The sequence below is a fragment of the Salibaculum halophilum genome, from assembly GCF_002094885.1.
GTDB lineage: Bacteria > Pseudomonadota > Alphaproteobacteria > Rhodobacterales > Rhodobacteraceae > Salibaculum > Salibaculum halophilum.
In genome coordinates this window covers 1-12213 of record NZ_MSIT01000014.1, presented here as the reverse complement: position 1 = coordinate 12213, position 12213 = coordinate 1, and the positions used below count along the sequence as shown (strand labels likewise).

Here is a 12213-nt window from a genome sequence, read left to right as displayed (position 1 = left end):
GCCTTTAGCGGGTGATGGTGCCGGTGCGGCGGATTTTGCGGGCCAGTTGCAGGATGCCGTAAAGCAGCGCCTCGGCCGTGGGCGGGCAGCCCGGCACGTAGATATCGACGGGCACCACGCGGTCGCAACCGCGCACGACGGAATAGCTGTAGTGGTAATAGCCGCCGCCGTTGGCGCAGGACCCCATCGAGATGACATAGCGCGGCTCGGGCATCTGGTCGTAGACCTTGCGCAGGGCCGGCGCCATCTTGTTGGTCAGGGTGCCGGCCACGATCATGACGTCGGACTGGCGCGGCGAGGCGCGCGGCGCGATCCCGAATCGTTCGGCGTCATAGCGCGGCATCGAGGAATGCATCATCTCGACCGCGCAGCAGGCCAGCCCGAAGGTCATCCAGTGCAGGCTGCCGGTACGCGCCCAGTTGATCAGGTCCTCGGACGAGGCCACGAGGAACCCCTTGTCCTGCAACTGCTTGTTCAGGTCCTGCGTGGCGACATCGGTATCGGCCCCGGGCGCCTCGGCGTCGAAGGGCGCCTTGACCGAGGGCGCGGATTTGACCCGCGCCTCCTGCTGGCCGTCACCCTGCACCTCGGTCACCAGCGATTTGTCGTCGGTCACTCCCATTCCAGAGCCCCTTTCTTCCATTCGTAGGCAAAGCCCACCGTCAGCACGACCAGGAACACCATCATCGACCAGAAGGCCGCCATGGAAATGTCGGCGAAGGCCACCGCCCAGGGAAACAGGAACGCCACCTCCAGATCGAAGATGATGAACAGGATCGACACCAGGTAGAAGCGGATGTCGAACTTCATGCGCGCGTCGTCGAAGGCGTTGAAGCCGCATTCGTAGGCACTGACCTTCTCCGGGTCGGGGTTGCGCACCGCCAGCACCACGGCGGCGAGGATCAGGACCAGTCCCAGACCGATGGCCAGGCCCAGGAAGACGATGATGGGCAGGTATTCCCTGAGAAACTCTTCCACGCGGCAGCTCCCTTCGGCGTTACATGGCGGTGCGGGTCGCGCGTAGGTTGGTGGCGGCCCGTGCTCCACTCTAGTAGTGATGTATCCCCGTGACCGGGGGTGGTCAACGCCATGACCAGCCGAACCGGCGAAACTTTACCGCGATTCGCCCCCGTCGCCCGACCGGACTTGGCGACAGGTGACCGGCCATCGCCCTTGCGGCCAAGGACCCTAAGGCCGAGGGTCGCCAGCGTCATGACACACGACCGCGTTACGATCGGAGTGCTGCGGTTCGCGCCGCCGTCACGAGGGCGTCACACCTCGCCCAACGCCTTGCCATGCGTCTGCAGCCATTGATCATACAGCCAGACCATGCGGTCGAAGACCCAGGCCTTGGCGCCCATCGCGACGATCAGGCCGCCGATCACCCAGTCCAGCGCCAGCCACCACAGCCCCGCGCCAAGAATAACACCCCCCGCGAGTGAGGCCAGCGACAGCCCCAGCGCCCAGCCGCGAAAATGGCCGGGCACCTCGGCGCGGCGCGTCAGGAAGACGCGTTCGCCCAGCACCCCGCGCCCCGCCCAGCCGTCGAGACGGTCAGGGGCCGGAAAAGCCCGCGGGTTGATCCATATCCAGGCCAGCGCCAGCGCAACCGCGCCCCAAACCCAGCCGCCGATCCAGGCGCGCGACCAGATCGCCAGCGCCAAAAGCGGCAGCGTCGTGAAACGGGTATAGACCGACCAGGGGTTCGCATGCCGCGTCCAGTCGCCGCCCGACATGCCCATGAGACGTTCCGCCGTGCGGTAGAGATCGCTCATGACGGACCTTTCCTGCCGTTTGCGAAACCGGCCCCCGATCACGCCCCGTCTCCGTAACCCGGCGCCGCCGGTCACTCAACCACGCGGACTGTCCCAGGGCGGGTAGAAATCCTGCGCGTAGAGCCGGTTGCCCTCGTCCTCGGGCGGCAGCGCCTTGCGAAATTCATCGCGGTCGGTGATGCGCGCGTACCACTTGGCCAGCTCGGGGTGAGTGTCCAGCGTCACGAAATGCCGGGCCATGTAGACGGCCTGCCCCACCCCGATATCGGCTGCCGAAAAGCCCGAGGTCAGCAGGTAGTCGCGGTTCTCCACCGGGGTCGAGAGCCGGGCCTCGATCACGTCATAGCACTTGGCCAGCCGCCGCGCCTCGAGCTTCATCACCGTGGGCGAGCGCATGGAGTCGTCGAAGAGCGCGACATGCTGCTGGGTCAGCGCGGCGGTGTGCTGGCTGATGGTCTCGGCGAAATGCACCCAGACCAGCCAGTCCATCCGGTCCAGGTCGCCGGGCGGGCGGCCCAGCCCGGCCTCGGGAAAGGTCTCGCAGAGGTATTCGGCGATGGCGCCGGTCTCGGTCATGACCTCGCCCTCGATCTCCAGCGCCGGCACGCGGCCCAGCGGGTTGAGCATCCGATAGGCGTCGCCGCGCAGGGTCTCGTCGAAGGGATAGAGCACCAGTTCGAAGTCGACTTCCAGTTCGTGCAGCAGCCAGAGCGTGCGCATCGACCGGGTCTGGTGACAATGGTGCAGGCGGATCATGGCGCATCCCTTTCCGGTTCGATCACCGCGGTGCCCGCGATGAACCGTGCCTCAGCCTGCACCATGACGGCGCCGATGCAACCCGCGCCGGCGGCCCGGTCCAGCGGATCGCCCCGCGTGCTCTCCTGCCTGTTCCGCTGTGCGGACCGAGACACTGTCGCCATGGCGGATCGCGGGCCGTCGTGACCGGCCCGATGCGCCCGCCGTGTTTCCAACGCGCGGCGCGAACAGTATCGCGCCACCGCGTCAGGTCGCCTGACGGCCGAACGCGCGTGTCCCGCGGCAGGCCTGCGCAGGCGCGCCAGGACCCCTGTTTTAATGCAGTCGCGGCAGCTTCGGCGGCCGGGAAACTATTCCTGGCGTCCGCATCCCCATGCGCCGCTTGCAAAAGCACGCCGCGTTGCCCCGCGCTGTGGCGGCGCCGTTCACCCCGCCCATGCCCATCGGGCAATCCAGCGCATCGTCCCGGTTAATCCATGCGCCGCCGGCCCGCCGCGGACATGCGCGTGTGCGATCCGCACAGGTCCGCGGCCCGATCGCCACCGCTGTGCTGCGCATCGCCCGCCCGACACCGTGGCACCCTCAACCCACTGCAGGACCCGCCCACCCGCAACGCGCCCAATGTCTGCGCGCAACCCGGCAGTGGTGGCCAGTCACCGGGATGGCGGGCGGGGCGATGCGCCCGGCGCCGCCGGGCGCGAGCGGCGGCCGACGGGCCCGCCCGGGTCGATGCCACGGGCGCCCGGTCCAGGGCCGATCGTTGACCCGGCGCCCCGGCCCGCGTCACTCACCCTCCGTCAGGCCGAACCCGGACAAATCGAGGCGCCGGGCATTGGCGCGTTCCCGCGGTGTCAGCGGGTAGCGCGCCAGCATCTCGCGGTAGCGGTGATGCAGCCGCGCGCCCCAATCCCGGCGCAGGTGGCCCATCAGCCGCTCATGCGCCTCGATCCAGGTCCGGCGGCTGTAGTCGTCGTCGATCGTCGGGCGAGGCGATCCCAACCGGCGGGGCCGCGTCGTCCGGGTCGCGGCCTCGGCCTCCTGCGCCATGGTCCGGGTGATCGCGCAGACCGTCTCGAACAGCCAGTCCTCGGGGCCCTCGGCCGGATCGGGCGGGCTTGTTCCGGGGTCGGGCTGTCCCAGCCGCGCCAGCGCCGCGCGCAGCGCCGCCTCCGCTTCGGGCCCCGTCACTGGGCTGCGACCCCCGCCTGCCAGACGGCGCCGACCTCGGCGCGGATGATCCGGGCGATCTGGGCGCAATCCTCGGGGGTGAAAGTCAGCGGCAGGCGCATGTCGATCAGGCCGCGCAGCACCCGGTCAGTCTCGGGCATCGGCGTGGCGGGGGCGTAGTGCCAGCTGTCGTAGCGGCTGGTGAAGCCCTGCGGCTCCGCGGCGCCGAACCACTTGAGCTCGACCCCGCGGCGCGCGCAGCGGGCCAGCACGGCGTCGATGGCGTCACCCGGCCAGTCCAGCAACAGGAACTGGTAGGACGAGGCGACGAAGCCCTCCGCCTCGACCCGGTCGATCCGGGTCAGCCCCGGTGCCTCGGCCAAGCCCGCGTCGACAGCGGCGTTAAGCGCGTTCCAGCGGGCGCATTGCCGGTCGAGATCGGCCAGTTGCGGGCGCAGGATCGCCGCGCGCAGGTTGTCCATCCGGCCCGAGACGTTGGGCGTGTCGTATTTCAGCTGCGCAAAGGCCTCGGGCGGGGGCGCCGCGCGGTGCCGGTCGAACAGCATGTAGGACCCCGACAGCAGGATCGCCCGGGCCATAGCTTCGGCATCGTCCGAGATGAGCAAGCCCCCCTCGCCCGAGTTCATGTGCTTGTAGGTCTGGGTCGAGAAACAGCCCATGCGGCCCCAGCACCCGGTGGGCCGACCGCGCCAGTGCGCCCCCATGGTATGGGCGCAATCCTCGATCAGGGTCAGGCCATGGGCCTCGCAGAGCGCCACCAGCCGGTCCATGTCGCAGATGTGCCCACGCATATGCGACAGCAGCAGCACATCGGCCTGCCCGGCCTTGGCGGCCAGATCGTCGAGGTCGATCACCAGGCCCTCGGTCACCCCCACGAAGACGGGCTGCGCGCCGAGGCTGGCGATGGCCCCGGGCACCGGCGCCAGCGTGAAGGCATTGGTCAGGACACGATCCCCGGGCCCGACCCCGCAGGCCCGCAGGGCCGTGGCCAGCGCGTAGCCGCCCGAGGCCACGGCCAGGCAATAGGCCGCCCCCACCGAGGCGGCAAATTCCTCCTCCAGGGCGGCGACCTCGGGCACCTCGCCCGGCGTCGTGTTGTAGCGGTGCAGCCGTCCGTGGCGCATGACCGCGACGGCGGCGGCGATCCCCGCTTCGGGGATCGGCTCTTGCTGGGTAAACGTGCCCGTGAAAACCTCTTCCATTCGCCTTTTGTGCGGGGTGGTGCGCGGGCCGTCAATGGGCGCGTCATTCGGGGCCGTCAAGGGCGCCGTCGCGCCCCTCCTCAACCGATCAACCGGCGGACCTCGGCGCCCAGCGCGTCGTAGCCGTCGATCAGCCCCTGCGCGCCCATCTCGCGCACCGCCTGCCCGTGCGGGCCGAAGGTGACGAGGATCACCGGCACCCCGGCGGCGCGGGCGGTGTCGCGGTCGGTCACGGTGTCGCCGACCAGAAGCGACCGTTCGGGCCGCCCGCCGGCGCGGTCAACAGCCGCAAGGTAGGGGGCCGCATCGGGCTTGCGCGTGGACAGCGTGTCGGCCCCGACAAGCGAGGCGAACAGGCCCCGCACGCCGAGGCTGGTCAGCAGCCGATCGGCCAGCGCCTCGGGCTTGTTGGTGCAGACCCCGACGCCGTAGCCCGCCGCGCGCAGCGCCTCGATCGCCGCGGCCACGCCGGGGAAGAGCCGCGTCTGCAGGTCGAGCGCGGCGGCGTAATGCGACAGGAACCGCGGATAGAGGCGGTCCACCTCGGCCGGGTCGCGCCACCCGACACGCGACAGGCCGAGCGTCAGCATGGCCCGCCCGCCGCGCATGGCCGTGGCCGCATCGGCCACCGGGTCCAGACAGGCGCCCGGCCCGAAGGCGCGCAAACAGACATTGGCCGCCGCCACCATGTCGCCGCTGGTATCAGCCAGGGTGCCGTCAAGGTCGAAGATCACGGTTCGCATGGCAGTCTCCGGCAAGGTTTCGCCTTCTGTAACCCGACGACACGCGATGTGAAGCCCCCCGCCTTGCGAAGCAGACTGTGGGCGGTACAAGGGCTGCGAACACGAAAACAAGGGGCGGCATGGCCACAGCACTGGTTGTTCTGGCCGCGGGCAAGGGCACGCGGATGAAATCGGACCGGCCCAAGGTTCTGCACGAGGTTGCCGGGGCCCCGATGCTGGTGCACGCGCTGCGGGCGGGCGCGGCCATCAGCCCCGCGCGCACCATTGTCGTCACCGGCCACGGAGCCGAGGCGGTCGCGACCGCGGCCAGCGCCTGGGACCCGCAGGTGGAACTGGCCCACCAGGCCGAGCAACTGGGCACCGGTCACGCGGTCGACCAGTGTCGCGCGGCCCTGGCGGAGTTCGACGGCGACGTGATCGTGCTCTACGGCGACACGCCCTTCATCCGCCCCGAGACGCTGGCCGCCATGCAGGCCGCCCGCGCCACGCATGATATCGTCGTCCTGGGCTTCGAGGCCGCCGATCCCGGCCGCTACGGCCGTCTGAGGATGGACGGCCAATCCCTTGAGGCCATTGTGGAATTCAAGGATGCCTCCGACCGGGAAAAGGCCATCACCTTGTGCAATTCCGGCGTTATCGCCGCGGATGCGGCCACCCTGTTTTCGCTGCTGGAGGCGGTGGGCAACGACAACGCCAGCGGCGAATACTACCTCACCGACGTCGTCGGTCTGGCCCGGGCGCGCGGGCTTTCGGCCACTGTCGTGACCTGCGACGAGGCCGAGACCCTCGGCGTCGATTCCCCGGCCGCGCTGGTCAGGGCCAATGCCGTCTACCAGGACCGGGCCCGCGCCGAGCTGATCGCCGCGGGCGTGACGCTGCTGGCCCCCGAGACGGTACACCTGAGCTTCGACACCGCGATCGGGCCGGACAGCTTGCTCGAGCCGAACCTCGTCTTCGGCCCCGGTGTGACGATCGAGAACGGCGCCACGATCCGCGCCTTCAGCCACCTCGAGGGCTGCCACGTCGCTCGCGGCGCGGTAATCGGCCCCTATGCGCGGCTGCGCCCGGGCGCGGAACTGTCCGAGGACACGCGCATCGGCAATTTCGTCGAGATCAAGAACGCGCAGATCCACGCCGGCGCCAAGGTCAACCACCTGACCTACATCGGCGACGCCGAGCTGGGCGAGGGGACGAATGTCGGCGCGGGTACCGTGACCTGCAATTACGACGGCGTCTTCAAGCACCGCACGACCATCGGGCGCAACGTCTTCGTCGGGTCCGACACGATGCTGGTTGCGCCGGTGACACTGGGCGACGACTCGATGACCGCCAGCGGCACTGTCGTCACCGAGGACGTGCCCGACGGCGCGTTGGCGCTGGGCCGGTCCCGGCAGGTCAACAAGGCGGGCCTCGCGCGCCGGATGTTCGAAAAGTTAAAGGCCATGAAGGCAAGACGCGACAAGGACAGTCAGTAATGTGCGGAATTGTGGGTGTCCTCGGCAAACACGAAGCGGCGCCGATCCTCGTGGACGCGCTGCAAAGGCTGGAGTATCGTGGCTATGACAGCGCCGGGATCGCGACCGTGAACAACGGCGTGCTGGACCGGCGCCGGGCCGTGGGCAAGCTGGTCAACCTGCAGGACCTGCTGGTGCACGACCCCCTGACCGGCAAGGCCGGCATCGGCCATACCCGCTGGGCCACCCATGGCGCGCCGACGCTGACCAACACGCATCCCCACGGTGCCGGGCGTGTCGCGGTTGTCCACAACGGCATCATCGAGAATTTCCGCACCCTGCGCAATGAACTGGGCGGGCTGGGCATCGACCACCAGACCGAAACCGACACCGAGACAGTGGCGCTGCTGACCCAGCATCACCTCGACCGGGGGCTGGACCCGCGCGCCGCGGCCGAGGCCACCCTCGCGCGGCTGGAAGGCGCCTATGCGCTGTGCTTTCTCTTCGAGGGCGCCGACGACCTACTGGTGGCCGCGCGCCGGGGCAGCCCGCTGGCCATCGGCCACGGCGCGGGTGAGATGTTCGTCGGCTCAGACGCCATCGCCCTGGCGCCCATGACCGACCGGATCACCTACCTCGAGGAAGGCGATATCGCCGTCGTCACGCGCACCAGCCTTGAGGTGCGCGACGGCGCCGGGCAACTGGCCGACCGCCCCGTCAAGACGATCCAGCGCGACGCGGCGCTGGTCGACAAGGCCGGGCACCGGCATTTCATGGCCAAGGAGATTGCCGAACAGCCCACGGTGCTGACCTCGGCGCTTAATTACTACTTCAACGATGCCGCCATCACCCTTCCCGAGCCGGGGATGGACTTTTCCGGTGTCCAGCGGCTGGTCATGGTCGCCTGCGGCACCGCCTACCTGGCCTGCCTGACCGCCAAGTACTGGGTCGAGCAACTGGCGGGCATCCCGGTCGAGGTCGACGTGGCCTCGGAGTTCCGCTATCGCGAGCCGCCCGTCGGCGCCGGGACCGTGGCGCTTTTCGTCAGCCAGTCGGGCGAGACGGCCGATACCCTCGCCGCGTTGCGCTATTGCACGGGCAAGGCCGACCGCATCGTTTCGATCGTGAATGTCGCCGAAAGCTCGATCGCGCGGGAAAGCGACCTGACGCTGCCGATCCTTGCCGGCGCCGAGATCGGCGTCGCCTCGACCAAGGCCTTCACCTGCCAGCTGACGGTGCTGGCGGCCCTCGCGCTCAAGGCCGCGCAGGACAGGGGCCGGATCAGCGCCGAGGGTCTCTCGGGTCATATCGCGAACCTGCGCGGGCTGCCGGGGCTGATGAACGTCGCGCTGGGCCAGGAGGAAAAGACGCAGCGGCTGGCCCGCCAGTTGGCCGAGGCGCGCGACATCCTGTTCCTGGGGCGTGGCCCAATGTATGCGCTAGCCCATGAAGGCGCGCTAAAATTAAAGGAAATCAGTTATATACACGCCGAAGCTTATGCATCAGGTGAACTCAAGCACGGCCCGATCGCACTGGTGGACGACAAGGTGCCGGTCATCGTCATGGCCCCGCGCGACGCGCTTTTCGACAAGACCGTCTCGAACACGCAGGAGGTCATGGCCCGCGGCGGCAAGGTGCTGCTGATCACCGACCGCGAAGGCGCCGAGATCGCCGGCGACGGCGTCTGGGAGACGCTGATCCTGCCCGCCGTCGATCCGCTGCTCGCGCCCATCCTCTATGCGGTTCCGGCCCAGCAACTGGCCTACTTCACCGCCCTGGCGCGCGGCACCGATGTCGATCAGCCGCGCAACCTGGCCAAATCCGTGACCGTGGAGTGATCCCGTGCCCGACCTGACGCCGCAGATCAATATCCTGGCCGAGCGTGTCCACGCCATGCGCGGCGAGGGCCGCCGACTGCTGGTCGCCGTTGCCGGGGCGCCGGGCAGTGGCAAGTCGACCCTGGCCGAGGAACTGTCCCGGCGGCTGAACGCCCAGAAATGCGTCACCCGCGTGGTGCCGATGGACGGCTTCCACCTGGACAATGACGTTCTGGGCGCGCGTGGCCTGCTGGCGCGCAAGGGCGCGCCCGAGACCTTTGACAGCGCCGGGTTCCTGCACCTTGTCCAGCGTCTGCGCGAACGCACCGAGGTCATCGCCCCGGTCTTCGACCGCGCCCGCGACCTGGCCGTGGCCGGGGCGCAAGTCATTCCCGCCGAGGCCGAGGTCGTGCTGATCGAGGGTAATTACCTGCTGTTCGATGCGCCGCCTTGGTTCAATCTGGCGCCGATCTGGTCGCTGTCGGTGCGGCTGGAGGTGCCGCTGCAGGACCTGCGCGCGCGGCTGATCCAGCGCTGGCTCAAGCTGGGGCATACCAGTGCCACCGCCACCCGCCGCGCCGAGGCCAACGACATTCCCAATGCCGAGGCCGTCGTCGCTCGCGCGCTTCCCGCTGATATCGTGCTGACGCCCGATGGCCAGACGGTAGATGAGCCATAGCGACTCGCGGCCAGTCCGCATATAGTGGCTATCAATGAACATTTCACGAGATATTGCCGACGGGTCGGCAGCGGCGTTTCTCGGGGTCGGGGCCTCCCTGACCGGGCGGCGCTGGGTCGGACCGGGACTCGAGGCCGACCGCCTCGCACAGGGACTGGCCCAGGATACCGCCCTGCCCCTGCCGCTGTGCCGCATCCTCGTGGCGCGGGGCGTCACGGCCGGCGAGGCGCAGGCCTTCCTCTCGCCCACGCTGCGCGACTTGCTGCCCGACCCGCGCGTGCTGCGCGACATGGAGGAAGCGGCGGCACGGCTGGTGCGGGCCGTGGACGCGGGCGAACGCATCGCGATCTTCGCCGATTACGACGTCGACGGCGGCGCCTCGGCGGCGCTGCTGCTGTGCTGGCTACGCGATTTGCAGCGGTCCGCCACGCTCTACGTGCCCGACCGAATCGACGAGGGGTTTGGCCCCAATGCACCGGCAATGCGGACACTGGCCCGCGATCACGACCTGATCGTCTGCGTCGATTGCGGCACCCTGTCGCACGACGCCATCGCCGCGGCCGCGGACACGGACGTGCTGGTGCTCGACCACCACCAGGGCGGCGAGACGCTGCCCCCCGCACTGGCCGTCGTGAACCCCAACCGGCAGGACGAGGACGGTGGTCTGGGCCATCTCTGCGCGGCCGGGGTCGTCTTCCTGTTGCTCGTCGAGGTGACGCGCCAGCGCCGCGCCGCCGGGCAATCCGGCCCCGACCTCATGGCGTTGCTGGACCTGGTGGCGCTGGCCACCGTGGCCGACGTGGCCCCCTTGCAGGGGGTCAACCGCGCCTTCGTGCGCCAGGGGCTGACGGTCATGGCGCGGCGCCAGCGCCCGGGGCTGGTGGCGCTGGCCGATGTCGCGCGGCTCGACAGCGCCCCGGGCAGCCATCACCTGGGCTTCGTGCTGGGGCCGCGGGTGAACGCGGGCGGGCGGATCGGCCAGGCCGACCTCGGCGCGCGGCTGCTGGCCACGGCCGACCCGCGGGAGGCCGAGGCCATGGCGGCGAAACTCGACGAGCTGAACACCGACCGCCGCGAGCTGGAGGAACAAGTCCGCGCCGCCGCGCTGGCGCAGGCCGAGGCGCGCGGGCTGGACGCCCCGCTGGTCTGGGCCGCGGGCGAAGGCTGGCACCCGGGCGTGGTGGGTATCGTCGCCGCGCGGCTCAAGGAACGCACCAACCGCCCCGCCATCGTCATCGGGCTGGAGGGCGAGGAGGGCAAGGGATCGGGCCGCTCGGTCTCGGGCATCGACCTGGGCGCGGCGATCCAGCGGCTCGCGGCCGAGGGGCTGCTGCTCAAGGGCGGCGGGCACCGGATGGCCGCGGGCCTGACCGTGGCGCGCGATGGGCTGGAGGACGCCATGGCGCGGCTGTCCGAACTGCTCGCCCGGCAGGGGGCGGATGCGCTCGGGCCCGCCGACCTCGCGCTCGACGGGGTGCTTATGCCGGGGGCCGCCACGGTCGAGCTGGTCGAACAGATCGAGCAGGCCGGCCCCTTCGGCGCGGGCGCCCCGGCCCCGCGCTTCGCCTTCGCGGACTGCCAGATCCAGTATGCCAGGCCGGTGGGCACCGGCCACCTGAAGGTGACCTTCGGCGACGGTCTGGGCACCCGGGTCGACGCCATCGCCTTCGGTGCGATGGACGGGCCGCTGGGGGCGGCGCTGACGGCCCGCGACGGGGCCCGCTTCCACCTCGCGGGACGGCTCGAAATCAACACCTGGAAAGGCCGCCGCAGCCCCCAGCTGCGCCTCGAGGACGCCGCGCCAGCGCGGTAAAAAAGCGCACGAATCCTCTTGCGTCCCCCCCGGGGTTTTTCTACACACCGCCTCACTGACCCAGTGGCCCGTTCGTCTATCGGTTAGGACGCCAGGTTTTCAACCTGGAAAGAGGGGTTCGATTCCCCTACGGGCTGCCATGTAATCCAATAATTTTGGTATTCGTGGGCACCGGCGGGTGACAGGTGGATCGGTGGTCCAACGCTTTTTTCGCTGGCGGTGCTCACGGAGGATGCGTTCAAGGCCCGCAAAGCTGAACTGAAGAACGAAGGCTCGGCCGGGCGGTGGCTTTCGCCTCTGACCCTGCACGTCCTGCCCAAGCTGGGCAAAGTTCCGGTGACGGATCTCGACCAGCGCGACATTCGCGACACCCTGGCGCCAATCTGGAACACCAAGTCTGATACGGCCCGAAAGGCGCTGAACCGGGTCTCGATCGTGATGCGCCACGCTGCGGCTCTAGGCTTGGACGTGGATCGGCAAGCGACCGAGAAAGCCAAGGCGTTGCTGGGAAAGTCTCGACACAAGCCCAAGAATATCCCCGCCATGGCCTGGGCTGACGTGCCGGCCTTTTATGCCAGTCTCCAAGAACCCAATCCGACGCACCTTGAAACGCCCCGGGTTTCCGAGAGGCATTTTTGTTCAGAACTTAGGCGGCGTGTTCAAGAGCATTCATCTCTGCCTGGAACTCATCCTGCACGTCCTGCGGCGGCCGGTGGCCGATGGCGCTGTGTAGCCGCTCCGTATTGTACCAGCTGACCCAGTGCAGGGTCTCCCACTCGACCTGTG

Annotated in this window: 12 protein-coding genes, 1 tRNA gene and 1 pseudogene; 6 read left to right on the top strand and 8 right to left on the bottom strand. The window is 69.3% G+C overall.

The features are described 5' to 3' along the window. Window positions 1–4: 4 nt before the first annotated feature. The 7 genes from BU124_RS10250 to BU124_RS10220 all read right to left on the bottom strand — a co-directional run bounded on the left by BU124_RS10250 (window position 5) and on the right by BU124_RS10220 (window position 5664). Window positions 5–622 (bottom strand): NuoB/complex I 20 kDa subunit family protein, encoded by a 618-nt coding sequence (locus BU124_RS10250; protein WP_084863424.1) that lies wholly within the window; start codon window positions 620–622, stop codon window positions 5–7. Then, a complete protein-coding gene (locus BU124_RS10245) occupies window positions 613–978 on the bottom strand; it encodes an NADH-quinone oxidoreductase subunit A (RefSeq protein WP_084863422.1) in 366 nt (121 codons plus the stop codon). The genes BU124_RS10250 and BU124_RS10245 overlap by 10 nt, the downstream gene beginning before the upstream one ends. Window positions 979–1271: 293 nt before the next feature. After that, window positions 1272–1775, bottom strand: a complete 504-nt coding sequence (locus tag BU124_RS10240; protein ID WP_084863419.1) for a DUF6653 family protein — start codon at window positions 1773–1775, stop codon at window positions 1272–1274. A gap of 75 nt (window positions 1776–1850) precedes the next feature. Further along, window positions 1851–2531 carry a glutathione S-transferase family protein gene (locus tag BU124_RS10235; RefSeq protein ID WP_084863417.1) on the bottom strand — a complete coding sequence of 227 codons (681 nt, stop codon included), beginning with the start codon at window positions 2529–2531 and terminating at the stop codon, window positions 1851–1853. A gap of 783 nt (window positions 2532–3314) precedes the next feature. Beyond that, window positions 3315–3719, bottom strand: coding sequence for a hypothetical protein (locus tag BU124_RS10230; protein WP_084863415.1), 405 nt, complete (start codon window positions 3717–3719; stop codon window positions 3315–3317). After that, a complete protein-coding gene (locus BU124_RS10225; RefSeq protein WP_084863413.1) occupies window positions 3716–4921 on the bottom strand; it encodes a DegT/DnrJ/EryC1/StrS family aminotransferase in 1206 nt (401 codons plus the stop codon). Before BU124_RS10225 ends, BU124_RS10230 begins: the two co-directional genes overlap by 4 nt. A gap of 80 nt (window positions 4922–5001) precedes the next feature. Further along, on the bottom strand, window positions 5002–5664 hold the full coding sequence (locus BU124_RS10220) for an HAD-IA family hydrolase (protein ID WP_084863411.1): 663 nt from the start codon (window positions 5662–5664) through the stop codon (window positions 5002–5004). A gap of 119 nt (window positions 5665–5783) precedes the next feature. Between BU124_RS10220 and glmU the strand changes: the two genes are divergently transcribed. From glmU to BU124_RS15025, 6 genes and pseudogenes are all read left to right on the top strand, one after another. Then, the gene (gene glmU / locus BU124_RS10215) at window positions 5784–7139 is read left to right on the top strand and encodes a bifunctional UDP-N-acetylglucosamine diphosphorylase/glucosamine-1-phosphate N-acetyltransferase GlmU (protein ID WP_084863409.1); all 1356 of its coding nucleotides are present in this window, start codon (window positions 5784–5786) and stop codon (window positions 7137–7139) included. Next, window positions 7139–8956, top strand: a complete 1818-nt coding sequence (gene glmS / locus BU124_RS10210) for a glutamine--fructose-6-phosphate transaminase (isomerizing) (RefSeq protein WP_084863407.1) — start codon at window positions 7139–7141, stop codon at window positions 8954–8956. The genes glmU and glmS overlap by 1 nt, the downstream gene beginning before the upstream one ends. A gap of 13 nt (window positions 8957–8969) precedes the next feature. Continuing rightward, on the top strand, window positions 8970–9614 hold the full coding sequence (locus BU124_RS10205; RefSeq protein ID WP_425442463.1) for a nucleoside/nucleotide kinase family protein: 645 nt from the start codon (window positions 8970–8972) through the stop codon (window positions 9612–9614). A 34-nt stretch (window positions 9615–9648) separates the two neighbouring features. Continuing rightward, window positions 9649–11427, top strand: coding sequence for a single-stranded-DNA-specific exonuclease RecJ (gene recJ / locus BU124_RS10200; RefSeq protein ID WP_084863403.1), 1779 nt, complete (start codon window positions 9649–9651; stop codon window positions 11425–11427). Window positions 11428–11492: 65 nt separating this feature from the next. Continuing rightward, window positions 11493–11567: transfer RNA gene (locus BU124_RS10195), tRNA-Glu, on the top strand. A gap of 82 nt (window positions 11568–11649) precedes the next feature. Continuing rightward, window positions 11650–12033 (top strand): annotated as a pseudogene (locus BU124_RS15025) (phage integrase central domain-containing protein); the annotation flags it as partial. A gap of 40 nt (window positions 12034–12073) precedes the next feature. Here the strand turns inward: BU124_RS15025 and BU124_RS15190 are convergent. Continuing rightward, window positions 12074–12213 (bottom strand): integrase core domain-containing protein (locus BU124_RS15190; protein ID WP_143529952.1); only part of this gene is annotated, 140 nt, incomplete at its 5' end.